The sequence below is a fragment of the Streptomyces sp. PU-14G genome (assembly GCF_041028275.1).
Classification (GTDB): domain Bacteria; phylum Actinomycetota; class Actinomycetes; order Streptomycetales; family Streptomycetaceae; genus Streptomyces.
This window is the reverse complement of sequence record NZ_JASKYT010000156.1, coordinates 1-15,044: the sequence shown is the minus strand read 5'-3', so window position 1 is coordinate 15,044 and position 15,044 is coordinate 1. Positions and strand designations below refer to the sequence as shown.

Below are 15,044 nucleotides of genomic sequence, written 5' to 3'. Positions count from 1 at the left end.
CGCCCCTTCGCCCTCCCTGTACGAGGAACTGGGCCTGCCCCCGGCCCTCAACGCCAACGGCAAGATGACCGCGCTCGGCGGCAGCAGGCTCAGCGACGGTGTGATCGCGGCCATGGCCGAGGCCGCACGCAGCCACGTCGTGATGGACGAGCTGCTCGTGGCGGCGGGACGCGACCTGGCGACCGCGACCGGCAGCCAGGACGTCTGTCCCACCACGGGCGCCGCGTCCGGTATCGCCATGGCCGTCGCCGCGCTCATCGCGGGCGAGGACCTGGCCAGGATCGAGGCGCTGCCCGATCCGGGCGACCGGCCCCACGAGGTCGTCCTGCCCAAGGGGCACGCGGTGCACTTCGGCGCCCCCGTCCGGCAGATGATCGCGCTCGGCGGCGGCAGGGCCGTGGAGGTCGGTGCGGCCAACAAGGTGCGTGCCGCGCACGTCGCCGCGGCGATCGGGGAGCGCACGGCGGCGCTGTTGTACGTCCAGTCGCACCACGCGGTCCAGAAGGGCATGCCGTCCCTCGCGGAGGTGGTCGCGGTGGGCCGGGAGCACGGGGTGCCCGTGATCGTCGACGCCGCCGCGGAGGAGGACCCGCGGGCCTGGACCTCGACCGGCGCCGACCTGGTCGTCTTCAGCGGCGGCAAGGCACTCGGCGGCCCGGCGTCCGGCCTCGTCTGCGGGTCCGCGACGCTGGTCGCCGCCTGCCGGGCCCAGTACGCCGGCATCGGCCGGCCGATGAAGGTCGGCAAGGAGACGGTGCTCGGGCTGGTGCGCGCGGTACGCGAGCACGCCGCGCGATCCGACGGCGGCCAGGGCGGCCGGAACGGCCTGGGCGTCCACCACGACCGCATGGCACGGTTGGCTGCCCGGCTGGACACACTGGCCGGCATCACGGCGCGCGTCGTGCGCGATGAGGCGGGCCGCGACATCCACCGTGCGCAGCTGCTCGTCGACCCCGCGCGAGCGGGCCGGGACGCCACGGGGCTGGCGGCCGAACTCGCCGCGGGCAGCCCACCGGTCTTCCTCCGCGACCATCACGCGGGCTCGGGCCGCCTGGCCGTGGACCCCCGCTGTCTGACGCCGGACGAAGAGGAGGCGGTCGTGCGCCGGCTGACCGACCTGCTCGGTGACGCCCCGCGCTGACCCGCCCGCACCACTGCCCCAACGCCCCAACGCCCCGGCGCCCGCTGGGCACGCACAGCCCGTACAAGACCCCTACACATGCAAGGAGATCATCCCGTGATGACGGTCGAACGACGCCTCAAGGTCACCGAAGCGGCCGGGCTGCACGCCCGCCCGGCGGCGGCCTTCGCCCAGGCGGCTGCCCAGGCGGCGGCCGAGGTGACCGTCGCCCGCGTGGACGCCGGGCCCGAGGCGGCCGGCGTCCCGGCGCACAGCGTGCTGTCGCTCATGACGCTGAACATCCGCTGCGGCGACGAGATCGTGCTGCGCGCCAGCGGAGACGACGCGGACAGCGCACTGGAGACCCTCGTCCGTATCGCGGCACCCGCGTGAGCGCCGCCCACGAGCCGGCCGCGCCCGGCGCCCAGGAGGGACCCGTCGCGGACCTGGGCTCCACGGCCCATCTGTCCCCCGCCCTGCGGTCGGACATCGCTCGGCTGGAGGCGGCGCGGATCGTACCGACCGTGCGGGCGCACGACGCGGAGACCGCCGACCAACTGGCCCGCACGCTGTGGGATGCGGGCGTGCGCGCCTTCGAGTTCACCGCGACCACTCCCGGCTGGCGGGGATTGGTCGCCAGGTGGGCGCGGCGCGAGCCCGCACTTCTCCTGGGCCTGGGCACCGTCACCTCGGCGTCCGTCGCCGAGTCGGCGCTGGAGGCCGGTGCCCACTTCCTGGTCAGCCCGTTCCAGGTGCCCGAGGTGCGCCAGGTAACGGACGCGGCGGACCGGCTGTTCGTCGAGGGCGGGCTCAGCCCGACGGAGCTGCGGGCCGCCGCGCTGCGCGGCGTCGCCAAGCTCTTCCCCGCGCACGTGGGCGGCATCGCGTATCTGCGCTCCCTGCGCTCGGTTCTGCCGGGAGCCCGGATCATGGCGACCGGCGGAGTGGGGGTGGAGACCGCAGCGGACTGGCTGGCCGCTGGTGCGTTCGCCGTGAGCATCGGCAGGGAGCTGACCGAGACCGACGACGTGCCCGCGGCGCTGGCGCGGCTGCGGGAGCAGCCGGCAGCGAGGACCAACGCCTGAGCAGGTCACCGCCTGCTCAGGCGGCCGTCTCGCAACCCGACGACGCGCGAGACCCCGACCGGACGGGGGCGGCGTTCGCAAAACGCCGCCCCCGAGGTGAGTCGGGCCGCTGCCGGCGTGACGGCGGCCCGCGCGGTCACAGTCGGACGTCGCCGCACAGGTGCACCTCGACCCCCAGCTCGGCGAAGAGCGCCGCCTTGGCGCGCAGCGCCTTGTCGGCGGTGGCCGCCTCAGGGGCGTAGGCCACGTTGAGGTGGTTGGCGCGGTGCCGGGCCATGAACTGGTCGCGGCTGACACCGTGCAGCACGGCGTGCATGATCGGCCACTGCGGATTGGTGGCGTCGAGCCGCCGCCGGGTCTCCTCCTGCGGCAGCTCGACCGACGTACCGCGGCCGAGGTCGACGTGGAGACGGCCGTCCCTCACGAAGACGCGGGACCAGACGATCCCACCCCCGGTTTGGAGACACCGCTGAGGGTGCCGCCGCCGAGCGGGAAGTACATCGGGGGTCGAGCCAGTCGCGGACCCCCCGAGCCTCCTCGTCGGAGACCTTCCGCATCTCGGCGACCAGGGCGCTCTGGGACAGGCGCGCCTTGCAGACGCCGCTGTACTGCCAGACGCCCTCGACGACGATCAGCGGTGCGTCGGGCGGCAGGTGCGTGAAGACCTCGATCCCCGCCCGTTGGCTGTCGATGAACCCGTGCCCCTTGTCCTGGTCGACGGCGTGGCCCCGGCGCACGTTCCAGCCAAGATCCAGGAGCGCGGCGGTGAGGTCGCTCTCCAGCTTCTCCTGGGTGGGCCGGCAGGTGACGTTGGCGGCGGGGCGCAGGTCTCCGCTGGCCACGGTGTAGACGGTGTGCGGCTCGGCGGCGGGCGGTTGGCTGGGTCAAGACGTCCGGGTTGACATGACGGCACGGTGACGGCGCGGAGACGGAAGCACCGCGGGGCGACCAACGCCGAGCAGGGCGGCTCAGTGATGGAAACCGGTCGCCTTCCACTCGTCCCGCTCCAGCGGGCCGGGCTGACGGCACAGTGCGGGCCTCAACCGCTCCGGGAGCCGAGCAACAGGCCGGCCAGGTCGGCGGCGGCCTGCGGCTCCCCACGTGGTCACGAAGGTCGCCAGGTCGAGCGTCTGCGTGGCGGACGCTTCGGCACGGCGAGCCGCGGGGCCCGCCGCAGCGGGCCTGCCGCCGCGGACGCGTCTGGTCAGCGGTCCTGCTGCCGCGGACGCGGCTGGGGCGACGCGGTCGGCCGAAGGTCCCGCACCACGTCGCTCACCATGCGGAGCGAGGCGGCATCGAGGACGTTGCCGAACTCGATCACGCGGACGCGTCCGGCGAAGCGCGCTCTGAGGTCGGGCATCTCGCTGGGGACGACCACCAGGTCGATGCCGCGCAGGTGCGCGTCGGTCGTGCCCGTCAGCACCTCGATGTTGGTGACGCCGGCTTGCGCGAGCGAGTCGCGGATGCTCGCGGCCTGGTCGTCGGCCGCGTACCACAGGCCCACGGTGCGGCTCCCGGGCACCTTGGCGATCTCGAGCAGCGTGCGGATGTGCGGCGCCACCACGAGCGCGATGACGTCCGTCGTCGGACGGCGCAGCAGGCTGCGTGCCTCGGCGAGGTGGAAGAACGTCGTCAGCACCAGATCGTGGTGCTGGTCGGCGGGTTCGAACGCGCCGAGCACGAGCGGTTCGATGGGGATGCCCAGGTGCTTCTCCAGCTCGCCGCTGAAGTAGTCGGCGCGGTCGGCGTTGCATTCGACGAAGCACACCTTGGGCGCGGCGTCCGCGACCCGTCCCGCGAAGTCCGCCACGAGTTCCTGGATCTCGGCGGTGGACAGCCCGAGCTCGACGCACTCGCGAGCTGCCGCCTCCAGGACCGCACGGGCCCGCTCCCGAGCCGCGGAGGCCGAGCGCGCCTGCTGTCCGCCGACGACGACCATGCCGTTGCGGCCGCGGGCTTCCACGAGACCTCGCGCTCGCAACTCGCGGTAGGCGTGCGCCACCGTGTTGCGGTTGATGCCCAGATTGTCGGCGAGCAGGCGGGAACCGGGCAGACGCTCGCCGTCGTGCAGCTGCCCCATCTCGATCATGTATGTGAGCTGCGTGACGATCTGACGGTAGACCGGGACGTCGGACTGCCGACTGACATGGAGGTTGGCGACCATGGCCCCCCGCTTCGCTGTGATGGCCATGGACTGTTATGGCCCACGAAGGAGCCTAGTGCACTAGGACAAAAACAGCAGCAGTTCCCGCGCGGGTGCGCCCCGTCTCAGCTGCCTGCACACCGGTCCCGAGCGGCGCCGAGGCCCCACGGCATTGGCGTCGGAGCCGGAATGGCATAGCGTGCTATGCCACATACAGTGTCGACGTCCCGCGTCGCCACCGACCGCCTGCCCCCGCCGGGGGCCGCCCGCAGCGATGCAGGAGATTCCATGAGCACGGACACCTTCTGGAACGACGTCGACCGCCACATGGTCCGGTACGGCGCGGGCTTCACGCCGCGCGTGATCGAGAGTGCCGGCGGCTCCTACGTCCACGACAGCGACGGCACGGCCGTCCTGGACTTCACCTCCGGCCAGATGAGCGCGGTCCTGGGGCACTCGCATCCGGACATCGTGCGCGCCGTCACCCACTCGGTCGCCACGCTGGACCATCTGTTCAGCGGGATGCTGTCCCGGCCGGTCGTCGACCTGGCGAAGAAGCTCGCCGGGACACTGCCCGACTCCCTGAGCAAGACGCTGCTGCTCACGACCGGAGCGGAGTCCAATGAGGCGGCCCTCAAGATGGCCAAGCTGTACACGGGCAACTACGAGATCGTCTCCTTCGACCGGTCGTGGCACGGCATGACCTCAGGAGCCGCGGCAGCGACCTTCTCCGCCGGGCGCCGTGGGTACGGCCCGCCCCTGCCGGGCAACCTCACCCTGCCGACGCCCAACGCCTACCGCTCGCCGTTCCGCCGCCCCGACGGCTCCTACGACTGGGAGGCCGAGCTCGACTACGGGTTCGCCCTGGTCGACCAGCAGTCCACGGGGGCACTGGCCGCATGTCTGATCGAGCCGGTCCTCTCGTCCGGCGGCATCATCGACCTGCCGCCGGGCTACCTCGCCCGCCTCAAGGACATGTGCGCCGAGCGCGGCATGCTCCTCGTCCTCGACGAGGCACAGACGGGCCTGGGACGCACGGGTCACATGTACGCCTTCGAGCGCGACGGGGTGGCGCCCGACATCCTCACCCTCTCCAAGACGCTCGGCGCAGGTCTGCCGGTCGCCGCGGTGGTGACCGGCGCCGACATCGAGCAGGTCTGCCAGGAGCGCGGTTTCCTCTTCTTCACCACGCATGTCTCCGATCCCCTGGCGGCGACCGTCGCACTGACCGTCCTGGACGTCATCGAGCGCGACGGCCTCGTCGCGCGCTCCGCGGAGCTGGGCGCACAGCTCACCGACCGGCTCACGGGCCTTCGCGACGCCTACGAGGTCGTCGGTGACGTCCGGGGACGCGGCCTGTTGCAGGGCATCGAGCTGGTGCACGACAAGAAGAGCAAGACACCCGCCGACGCGCTCGGCCAAGCCGTCACGGCGGCATGCCTCGAACGAGGACTGCATCTGAACATCGTCCAGCTGCCCGGTATGGGAGGGATCTTCCGGATAGCCCCGCCACTCACGACGAGTGACGAAGAACTCCACACCGGCGTCGACATCCTGGAGGCCTCACTCAAGGCGGTCCTGGCGGGAAGGTGACGCCGCCGGGCGGACACGGCGGCAGGAGCCGGACGTCTGCTCGCTGCCGGGAGCGCCGAAGTCCCGGCGCGCGGCCCGCGTCGCCTCGGTTGCCCGGGCCGTGCACCGGTCCTGGCGGTCGCGTCAGTGGCGCACCAGCAGGCCGCGTTCGAGGGCCACGACCACCGCGTGGGTGCGGTCGCTGACGTCGAGCTTGGCGAACACCCGCAGGAGGTGGGTCTTCACGGTCGCCTCCGCGATGTGCAGCCGCTCGCCGATGGCGGCGTTGGACAGCCCGTCGGCGGCGCCGTTCAGCACGTCCAGTTCCCGGCGCGTGAGGGCCGCGGTGGTGGGCCGGCGCATGCGGGCGACGAGGCGCTCGGCGACGCGGGGAGCGAGCACCGTCTCGCCGCGGGAGGCGGCGTGGACGGCGTCGACGAGTTGTTCGCGGGTGGTGTCCTTGAGCAGATAGCCGACCGCACCCGCCTCAACCGCCCGTTCGATCTCGACATCGGTGTCGTACGTGGTCAGGATCAGGACCTTCGTCGCAGCCTGCCCCGCGACGATCCGCTCGGTGGCACCCACCCCGTCGAGAACCGGCATGCGCAGGTCGACGAGAGCCACATCAGGGCGCACCTCCTCGACCAGGGCCACCGCCTCGCGCCCGTCGCCCGCCTCGCCGACCAGGGTGATCGACGGCTCCGGGGCCAACAGCGCCACCACTCCGGCCCGCATCACCGTGTGGTCGTCCGCGACGACCACACGGACACCGCTCCCCTCGGGAGACGAACGACCTGCGCTGCCGGGGGCCGTCACGCGGCGGCCTCCTCGCGTGCGGGCAGCGCGGCCAGTATCCGGGTGCCCTCGCCCGGCGCGCTGGTGACGGTCAGTGCCCCGCCCAGTTCCGCCAGGCGCCGTGCCATACCGTCCAGCCCGAAACCGTTCGCCTCAGCCACCACGAAGCCCTTCCCGTCGTCGGTGATTTCCAGCTCGATCCACTCGTCACCGCAGCTCAGCGTGGCGCCGACGTGCGTGGCACCGGCGTGCTTGCGCACGTTGGCCAGGCTCTCCTGAGTGCACCGCAGGAGCGCGATCCGCGTCGGCTGGTCGCATACGGCGTCCCCCAGTTCGGCCTCCACGGCGACAGCCGTGTCCTGCGCGAACCGGTCCAGGGCGCGGCGCAGGGTGCGCGCGACGGAGTCCGGGGCGATGCCCTCGCGCGGGGCCGACCCGACCAGGACGCGGGCCTCCGCCAGGTTCTCGCGGGCCGTACGCTCGATGGACTCCAGCTGCCGCGAACCCCTCGCCGGGTCGGTCCGCACGTTCTCCCGCGCCGCCTCGGCCAGCACGACGATGGATGCGAAGCCCTGGGCCAGGGTGTCGTGGATCTCCCGCGCCATGCGTTCGCGTTCCTCGGCCGCGCCCTGTCGCTGGTAGGCGGCGGCCAACTGCCGTTGCGTGTCCTCCAGGGCCGCGCCCAGGCGGTGGGCACGCTCCTCGCCCTGTGCGAGGACGCGGCGCGCCCACAGCCCCAGACCGACGCCCGCCGCGTAGCCGAACGTGGTGATCGTCAGGTCGCCGCCGAAGAACTGCGGGTTCCACTGCTCCCGTGGCAGACCCGCTGCCACCGAGACCACCGCGGCGGCTCCGCTCCAGGCCACCGGGGCGCGCGAGCCGGGGCTGTGGATCCAGAAGAGCGGCAGCGACACCACGTACAGCGCCGCGCCGCCGCCGAGGAGCGCCGAGAGCACGCCCATCCCCGCGACGAGCACGGCGAGGAAGGCCGCCGGCCGCACCGCGGGCCGCTCGGCGTGGCCGCGCAGACTGGCGTAGCACAGCCCCAGCGCGGTCACCGCGGCCCAGACGGGGAGCCGGACCGCGGTGGGCTCGTCGGCCACGCCGAGGGCGGGCGGCGCCAGCCCGAACAGCACCCAGCCGGCGGAGTACCACCGGTGGTACGTGGCGACGGTGGCCCGTTCGCCGGGCTGGGAGAGGTCAGGCACGGAATTCACCCTACGTGAGCGAGCGGGCGCTCCGCCGGGTTCGTCGCAGAAGCCCGACCCGGCCGGGAGGGCCACCAGTTGGCCTCGCCGAGCAGCAGCATGAGCGCCGGCAGGACCAGCAGACGGATCACGAAGGCGTCCAGCAACACCGCGACGGCCAGGCTGAAGCCGATCTGCTTCATCTCGATCAGGTGCAGGGCGGCGAAGCTGGCGAAGACGGTCACCATCACGACCGCCGCGCTGGTCACCACGCCCGCCGAACGGCGCACCCCCGCCATGACCGCCTGCCGGGCGGGAAGCCGGGACTGCGCGGCTTCCCGTACCCGGCTGAGCACGAACACCTGGTAGTCCATGGACAGACCGAAGAGGATCACGAAGAGGAACAGCGGTACGCGCGAGCCGATCGAGCCCGTGGAGGTGCAGTCGAGCAGCCCTTCGGCCCAGCGGTGCTGGAAGACCGCCACCAGCACCCCCAGCGACGCCCCCGCGGACAGCAGGTTCAGCACCGCACCGGCCAGGGCCAGCACCACCGAGCGGAAAGCCCACACCGTCATCAGGAAGGTGACGAGCAGCAGCGCGCCGACGACCAGGGGAAGTTGCCGCTTCTGGTGCTCCGGATAGTCGGCATAGCGCGCGACGTCGCCCGTCACCGCGAGCTCGGCGCCGGGGAGCGCGGAGGCGGCACGCGGCACATACGTGTCGCGGAGGCGCTGGAGCGAGGAGCGGGCCTCCTCGGTGCTCACGTGGTGGGGAACCGGCAGCTCCAGCAGGGTGATCCGGCCGTCGGGCGAGACCCGGACACGGGACGTGCCGGCCAGGTCCGGATCGGGTTCGGCTTCCCGGGCGAGCGCGCGCAGGGCTTCGGCCACCTCGTCGGCGTGGTCCGCGCTGTCCCGGACGACGACCTGGTGGGTCGCCTTCAGTTCGGGGAAGGCGGTGTTGAGCCGGTCGAAGGTCTGCATCACCGGGATGGAGCGGGGGTGGGTCTCGCGGCTCATGTCCGTCAGGTTGATGCCCGACAGCGGCGCAGCCAGCGCCAGCAGGAGCAGGGTGGCGGCCCCGAGGGTGACCGCGGGCCGCTTCTCGACGCGGCCGAGCACCGCCTCGGTGACCCGGCCGCCGCGCCAGCGGCGCGTCCGGGCCCGGCCGGAGCGGCGGCTGTTCGTGGGCGTACCGGCGGCGGCCCTCCGGGCGGCGCGGCTCTCCGCGCGGCGCTCGGCGCGCTCGCCCAGCTTCGCGAGGAGTGCCGGCAGCACCGTCAAAGAGCTCACCACGGCGACGAGTGTGACGACGATGGCGCCGGTGGCGAGCGAGGAGAAGATGACGTCGTCGGCCAGGTAGAGGGTCGCGCTGGAGGCGGCGACGGCCAGTCCGGACAGCACCACGGCGCGCCCGGAGGTGGCCGCCGCCAGCTCCACCACGGCGCGCGGGTCGAGCCTCCCCGGCGCTTTGGCGCGCTCCTCCCGCTCCCGCTTGAGGTAGAAGAGCGTGTAGTCCACACCGACGGCCAGACCTATCAGCAGGATGACGTTGGTGCCCACGCCCGCGTCCGGGAAGAGGTGGGAGGCCAGCATGGACAGCCCGACCGCGGCGACGATGGACGACAGTGCCAGCAGCAGCGGCACCACGGCCATCGCCAGCGAGCCGAACGCCAGCAGCAGCGTGATCAGGGTGACCGGCAGCGCGATCTTCTCGGTACGGGCCAGCTCCGTCGAGCGCAGCGCTTCGACGCCCTTGCTGATGGACGGCCCCCCGACCTCCTCGACGCGCAGCCGCGGATGTCCTGCGGCGGCCTCCCGGGTCTGGGCCAGCAGCGGCTCCACGTGCTTCTTGCCGTCGAGTTCCGCTCCCTTCAGCGTCACGGCGATCCGCAGGGCACTGCCGTCGGCCGCGCGCACGGGCGCGCTCACGGAGCGGACCTCGGGCAGCTTCCTCATCCGCGCTGAGACGTCGGCCGCCACGGCCCGCGCTTCGGGCCCGTCGACCGCGCGGCCTCCCCCGGCCCCGGGCGCCCGGGTGATGAGCACCTGCTCCACGGCCCGCTGTTCGAGTCCGCCCTCGGCGGCGAGGGCCTCGGCGCGGCCCGCCTCACCGATGCGATAGTCCTCGGTCGTGGCCGCGTGGGTGCCCACGGACAGCCCGGCGCCCAGGCACAGCGCCACGAAGGCGAACCACCCCGCGATGGCCTTCCACGGGTGGGCAGCGCTCCAACGCGCCGCCCTCACAAGCGTTTTCGTCATGTGTCCATGCTGGTCGCGGCGGTGTGAGCGTGGACAGCACCGGCAGATGGAACCTTCCGTCAACCGGTCGGTGGACGTCTGGGGTGGTGCTGGACACACCCGTGCCGACCGCGAGACCCTGTCGCGGTCGGACATGTGGGCAGGCGCCAGTCGGGCGTGTACGAGGTCAAGGGGCCACCGGGCGAGGCGCATCGGCTGCCGCGTCGTGGCGCAGCGCCGCGCGCCCTGCCGCCCGCCCCGTCCACGCGGTGTCGATGTCGGTGGCCGGACGGGGACGCCACCTGAGTGCCCTCCCTCACCCCCGCGGTCCGAGAAGCCGGGCCTGCTTGCGCTTGAGCTCGTCGAAGCGCGTGCGCACGTAGCGGGTCACCGCCCCGGCCGGATACTCCTGCGGCAGCTCTGTGCGGGTCCCGGTGACCCACCGCGGGAGTTCGATCTCGTCGATGGCGGAGAAGACGTACAGCTCCATCAGGATGCCGGGCATCTCGGGCTCGACCAGCAGGTCGGCCTTGGTGGTGAGGATCTGGCGCATGGCCCGCTGGTTGGGCAGGATGATCGCCTCCACCCATGTCCGCCATTCGGCCAGCTCCTCGTCGGTGGGTGGCTGGTCACCGGGCCGGTCCGGATGGTGCTGGAAGAGGCTCCGGCCGTCGTCGCGGGGGTGGAGCCGGCTGAACGCACGGTAGGCGCCGTGGTTGGCCTCGACGAGGGCCAGAAGGGGCCCGTACAGCTCGGCCAGCTGCCGGTTGAGCCGTTCGAGACTGCGTTCACGCTGGGAGAGGCGCAGGCCGTTGAGGTACGTCGCGAGGTAGCCGGTCAGGGCAACGCAGAGTGTGATCACAGCACTTGTCATGGCACTCGAACACTAGCCGCCGGGTGCGCGGGCCGCTCGTCGTCCCGCGTCGCCCACGGAGGGGTGACGACCGGTTGGTGGCGACGACGCCGGGCGCGGCGCATTGTTCACGGCCGCGGACCGGGTGTCCGAACAATCCGTACGGCGGTGTGCTGGGACGACGGTGCCGGCAGCAGGCACACGAGGACAGTGTCACAGCGCGAGGAGAGGTTGTCGGGATGTTCAAGAGGGGGACCGTCGCCGTGGTGGCCGCCGGACTGGTACTGGCCGTGGGCGGCTGCGGTGGCGGAGCGGACGAGAGTACCGGCGCTTCGGGCAAGGGGTCGGCGAAGCCGGCACCGACCCGGCCGCCGTCCAAGGCGTTGGTGAAGTGGGTCGGCGACATGTGTGAGGTGACGACCGTCCTCAAGACCGTCCGCGAAGACAGCACGGCGGAACTGGAGAAGATCCGCGCACCGAAGGACCCCGGCCCGTCCGCCGACTACCTCGCCGCCAGTTACCTCTCCCGGACGCCGCTGCCGGTCGAGGACACCGAACGCGACCTGGAGCGCCTCGACTCCTCGGGCGTTCCGTCCGCCGACCGGCTGCGCGACGCCTGGCTGAAGAAGGTGAAGGGCGTCGTGTCCGAACTCGACAAGGTGTCACCGGCCGACGCTTTCGAGGACGCCGAGGGCAGCGCCTCGGACGTCGACGAACTCGTCCAGTCCCTCACCTCGCCCAAGCCGAGCCTGACCACGCTGACGAAGAAGGACCCGCGGCTTGCGTCCGCGCACGAGCGCGCCAAGCAGTGCGCCCCTGGCTGGGAGCCCGGCCCGGACGCGTCCACGCCGAAGCCCGACCCCTCCGGGCCGCTGCCCAAGGCGGCGGATGGCAAGAACACCGGCGCCTGCGCGGACGGCGAGTGCGAGGTCCTGGTGACCTCCGCTGTGGACATCACCGCGAACGGGCTGAGCGTGCATGTCACCACGGCAGACGAGTCCGTCACCTTCCGGACGGCCGGAACGGTGATGCAGTTGGGCGGTCAGGGCGGCGTGGCCGAGTTCGGCGACGACCTCACCGTGACGGTGGTCGCGCAGAACAAGGACGGTGCCGTGCTCGAGTTCACCACTCCCTGAGCGCTGTCGGCCACCCGCACCGGCCGCCTGTCCATGTCCGGCTAGCGCGCTTCGCACACCTGGCGGTAGCCGAGTTGCGGCAGGAGTTCCTTCCACTCGGCGCGGGTGAGGACACCGCCGGTGCGGTCGCAGACGGAGTCCGCCGCGCGGGCCGGATCGAGCGTCCACACCCGGGCCGTCAGGTCGTAGCCGACAGAGGCGAGAGTGTCGCCGTCGGGGCTGAACGCGACGGATGTGACGGTGTCGAGGTGCCCGGTGAGCGGCCGGCCGACGGGCTCGGCACGCTGCGGGTCGGCCACGTCCCACAGGCGGACCGTGGTGTCACCGCCGCCGGTCGCCAGCGTCTTCCCGTCCGGAGAGAAGACCACGGACCTGACCGGCCCGCGGTGCCCGGCCAACTCCTTCCCCAACGGCCGTGCACGGCTTGGGCGCCGTACGTCCCACAGCCGCACCGTACGGTCGTCGCTACCGGTCGCCAGGGTCTTCCCGTCCGGGGAGAAGGCCACCGCGTTGACCGTGTGGTCGTACCCCCGCAGGGCGCCGCCCGCGGCACGTGCGCGCGCTGCGCCGCCCACGTGCCACAGCCGCGCCGTGTGGTCCTCGCTGCCGGTCGCCAGGGTGCGGCCGTCCCGGGAGAAGTCCACGGAGGTGACGTCGTCCTTGTGGCCACGCAGCGGTTCGCCGAGCGGCCGTACGTGCTTCGGCCGCCGGACGTTCCACAGGCGCGCCGTGTCGTCTCCTCCGCCGGTGGCCAGCGTACGGCCGCCGGGGGCGAACGCGACGGCGAGAGCGCCTCCGTCGTGCGCGTCCAGCGGTGAGCCGAGCGGGCTCGGATGCCGGGGATCGGTGACGTCCCACAGCCGTACGGTGCCGTCCTTCGAGCCGCTGGCCACCGTACGGCCGTCCGGGGAGAAGGCGACGGCCAGCACCTCGTCCTCGTGGCCGACGAGCATGCGCGGCAGCTGCCGGGGACGCCCCGGCTCGCGTACGTCCCACAGGCGGATCAGCGCGTCGTCGGTGCTGGCGGCGGCGAGCAGGCGGCCGTCGGGGCTGTAGGCGACGGAGGTCACAGGGTTCGTGAAGTCGGTGAGAACGGTCGGCGGCCGGTGCCAGAGGCGGACACTGCGGTCCGCGCCGGTGCTGGCGAGGGTCTGGCCGTCGGGGCTGAAGGCCACCTCCCACACGGCCTCCGTGTGACCGGTCAGCGGCTCTCCGAGTTGCTGCGGGTATGCGGGGTTGGCCACGTTCCACAGGATCGGGGAGTCGTCCCTGCCCGCGGTCGCCAGAGTGCGGCCGTCTGAGCTGAAGGCCACCGACATCACGGCCTCGGTGTGCCCGGTGAGCGGCTCACCCAGCGGGTCGAGGTGCTCAGGGTCGGACGCGTCCCACAGCCGCACGGTCTCGTCGAAGCCGGCCGTGGCGAGGGTGTCCCCGTCCGGCGAGAACGCCAGCGTCCAGACGGAGGCGGTGTGTTCGCGCAGCGGCTTGCCGAGCGGTGCGACGCCCTCGTCCTCGTCGAACCGCCACATCCGCACCGTCCCGTCGAATCCCGCCGAGGCCAGGGTGTCCCCGTCCGGCGAGAACGCGACCGCGCGGACGCTGTTCTCCTTCGATCCGTCGGCGTCGGCGGGCTTGCCCAGTGGTTCCGGGTCGGCCGGATCGCTCAGGTCCCACACCCGTACGGTGCCGTCGTCGCCTGCGGTGGCCAGCGACCGGCCGTCGGGGGAGAACGCGACGGAGACGATGTTCTGCTCGTCGTGGCTCACCACGGGGCGGCCGACGGCGCGGGGCCGCTTCCGGTCGCGGACGTCCCACACCTGGAGGGCGCCGCCTCCCCCGGTGGCGACCAGCAGGTCGCCCTTCTCCGCTTTCGGCGGGCTGAAGGCGACCGCGCCGACCTCTCCACTACTCAGTCTCAGCGGTTCGCTCAGCAGTCTCCGTCTCCCCCCGTGGCTGTCCGCCGAGCCGGGGCGCGCGGTGGTGTCCCACAGCCGGACCGTGCCGTCGTGGCTGCCGCTGGCGAGGGTACGGCCGTCGGGTGCGTAGGCGACGGAGCTGCCGAGGCCGCTGTGTCCGGGCAGCCGGGTCGCCAGCACCCGGCCCGCGTCGGAAGCCAGCCGGGTCCGCAGGTCCTGCGTGGAGCGCATGCGGTGCGCGGCGACGTCGAGCCGGGCGGCCAGCCCCGCGCGGGTGCCGCGGACGCTGTCGGCCTCGGCGGTGAGGCGGCCGAACACGGCGTCGTCCCGCTCGGCCTGTGCCGTGGCGCGCGCCTGGAGGGCGACGACGGCGGTGCCGGAGGCGAGCAGCACCAGCGCGGCGAGTACGGCCACCACCGTGCGGCGCAGTCGCACGGCGCGGTGCCGACGCCGCAGCGAGGCGTTGAGAAACTGGCGTTCGGGCGGAGTGAGTTCGTCGATTCCGCGCTCGGCGTGGCCTGCGGTGACTCGGCGCCCCTCAGGCTCTTCCCGGACCTCGGAGCCTTCCCGGACCTCGGAGTCCCCGGGGTCTTCGCGGGTCCTTTCGATCTTTCGGGCCTTGCGGGCCTCAGGTCCGATGCCGTGCGCCCGTGCGGGGGCCTGGGGGAAGGCGTCACGGGCGGCGCTCAGGCGGGAGCCGGCCCACAGCGCGGCGTTCTCCCGGCCGAGTGTCTGCCACGTACGGGCCGCGTCGGAGAGCGAGCGGTGGATGCGCAACCTGTCCCGTTCGGCGTCGATCCACGCGCGCAGCCGGGGCCAGGCGGTGATGAGGGCTTCGTGGGCGAGGTCGAGCGTGCCGTCGTCGAAGGTGATGAGGCGAGCGCGGACCAGCCTCTCCAGTACCACCCGGGTGTCGGCGGGGTCGCCGAAGTCGAGTTCCGCGTGCTCGGTGGGGCGGCGCGTGTCGGGCGTGCCTCCGCCCAGCTCCCGGCTCTCC

General features: G+C 72.9%; 12 protein-coding genes. 5 read left to right on the top strand and 7 right to left on the bottom strand.

Features of this window, described 5'->3' with window-relative positions:
* The 3 genes from AB8Z75_RS19180 to AB8Z75_RS19170 all read left to right on the top strand — a co-directional run.
* On the top strand, positions 1–1,141 hold a 1,141-nt coding region (locus tag AB8Z75_RS19180), incomplete at its 5' end, for a DgaE family pyridoxal phosphate-dependent ammonia lyase (protein WP_369203590.1).
* A 99-nt stretch (positions 1,142–1,240) separates the two neighbouring features.
* Positions 1,241–1,513: an HPr family phosphocarrier protein gene (locus tag AB8Z75_RS19175; RefSeq protein ID WP_114021647.1), complete on the top strand. Its 273-nt coding sequence runs from the start codon at positions 1,241–1,243 to the stop codon at positions 1,511–1,513.
* On the top strand, positions 1,510–2,205 hold the full coding sequence (locus AB8Z75_RS19170; protein ID WP_369203588.1) for a bifunctional 4-hydroxy-2-oxoglutarate aldolase/2-dehydro-3-deoxy-phosphogluconate aldolase: 696 nt from the start codon (positions 1,510–1,512) through the stop codon (positions 2,203–2,205). Before AB8Z75_RS19175 ends, AB8Z75_RS19170 begins: the two co-directional genes overlap by 4 nt.
* Before the next feature lie 136 nt (positions 2,206–2,341).
* Here AB8Z75_RS19170 and AB8Z75_RS19165 read toward each other — a convergent pair whose 3' ends face one another.
* Together AB8Z75_RS19165 and AB8Z75_RS19160 are read right to left on the bottom strand one after the other, a co-directional pair.
* Positions 2,342–2,629 carry a hypothetical protein gene (locus tag AB8Z75_RS19165; protein ID WP_369203586.1) on the bottom strand — a complete coding sequence of 96 codons (288 nt, stop codon included), beginning with the start codon at positions 2,627–2,629 and terminating at the stop codon, positions 2,342–2,344.
* 780 nt (positions 2,630–3,409) lie between these two features.
* The gene (locus tag AB8Z75_RS19160) at positions 3,410–4,396 is read right to left on the bottom strand and encodes a GntR family transcriptional regulator (protein WP_369203584.1); all 987 of its coding nucleotides are present in this window, start codon (positions 4,394–4,396) and stop codon (positions 3,410–3,412) included.
* 240 nt (positions 4,397–4,636) lie between these two features.
* On the opposite strand from AB8Z75_RS19160, the gene AB8Z75_RS19155 reads away from it, so the two are divergent.
* Positions 4,637–5,941 carry an aspartate aminotransferase family protein gene (locus tag AB8Z75_RS19155; RefSeq protein WP_369203582.1) on the top strand — a complete coding sequence of 435 codons (1,305 nt, stop codon included), beginning with the start codon at positions 4,637–4,639 and terminating at the stop codon, positions 5,939–5,941.
* Between the two features lie 123 nt (positions 5,942–6,064).
* Here AB8Z75_RS19155 and AB8Z75_RS19150 read toward each other — a convergent pair whose 3' ends face one another.
* The 4 genes from AB8Z75_RS19150 to AB8Z75_RS19135 form a co-directional block, all read right to left on the bottom strand.
* The gene (locus AB8Z75_RS19150) at positions 6,065–6,736 is read right to left on the bottom strand and encodes a response regulator (RefSeq protein ID WP_369203580.1); all 672 of its coding nucleotides are present in this window, start codon (positions 6,734–6,736) and stop codon (positions 6,065–6,067) included.
* Positions 6,733–7,923, bottom strand: coding sequence for a sensor histidine kinase (locus AB8Z75_RS19145; protein WP_369203578.1), 1,191 nt, complete (start codon positions 7,921–7,923; stop codon positions 6,733–6,735). The genes AB8Z75_RS19150 and AB8Z75_RS19145 overlap by 4 nt, the downstream gene beginning before the upstream one ends.
* 5 nt (positions 7,924–7,928) lie before the next feature.
* Positions 7,929–10,163 carry an MMPL family transporter gene (locus tag AB8Z75_RS19140; RefSeq protein WP_369203576.1) on the bottom strand — a complete coding sequence of 745 codons (2,235 nt, stop codon included), beginning with the start codon at positions 10,161–10,163 and terminating at the stop codon, positions 7,929–7,931.
* A gap of 295 nt (positions 10,164–10,458) precedes the next feature.
* Complete coding sequence (locus AB8Z75_RS19135) at positions 10,459–11,016, bottom strand: hypothetical protein (RefSeq protein WP_369203574.1); 558 nt, start codon at positions 11,014–11,016, stop codon at positions 10,459–10,461.
* Between the two features lie 218 nt (positions 11,017–11,234).
* On the opposite strand from AB8Z75_RS19135, the gene AB8Z75_RS19130 reads away from it, so the two are divergent.
* Positions 11,235–12,131: a hypothetical protein gene (locus AB8Z75_RS19130; RefSeq protein ID WP_369203573.1), complete on the top strand. Its 897-nt coding sequence runs from the start codon at positions 11,235–11,237 to the stop codon at positions 12,129–12,131.
* A gap of 41 nt (positions 12,132–12,172) precedes the next feature.
* On the opposite strand, the gene AB8Z75_RS19125 is transcribed toward AB8Z75_RS19130, so the two are convergent.
* On the bottom strand, positions 12,173–15,044 hold a 2,872-nt coding region (locus AB8Z75_RS19125; protein WP_369203571.1), incomplete at its 5' end, for a WD40 repeat domain-containing protein.

What these genes read in the sequence shown, in the direction of transcription:
- AB8Z75_RS19175 (WP_114021647.1), top strand. Translation starts at nt 1,241, where the DNA reads ATGACGGTCGAACGACGCCTCAAGGTCACCGAAGCGGCCGGGCTGCAC.
- AB8Z75_RS19160 (WP_369203584.1), bottom strand. Translation starts at nt 4,396, where the DNA reads ATGGCCATCACAGCGAAGCGGGGGGCCATGGTCGCCAACCTCCATGTC.
- AB8Z75_RS19155 (WP_369203582.1), top strand. Translation starts at nt 4,637, where the DNA reads ATGAGCACGGACACCTTCTGGAACGACGTCGACCGCCACATGGTCCGG.
- AB8Z75_RS19140 (WP_369203576.1), bottom strand. Translation starts at nt 10,163, where the DNA reads ATGACGAAAACGCTTGTGAGGGCGGCGCGTTGGAGCGCTGCCCACCCG.
- AB8Z75_RS19135 (WP_369203574.1), bottom strand. Translation starts at nt 11,016, where the DNA reads ATGACAAGTGCTGTGATCACACTCTGCGTTGCCCTGACCGGCTACCTC.
- AB8Z75_RS19130 (WP_369203573.1), top strand. Translation starts at nt 11,235, where the DNA reads ATGTTCAAGAGGGGGACCGTCGCCGTGGTGGCCGCCGGACTGGTACTG.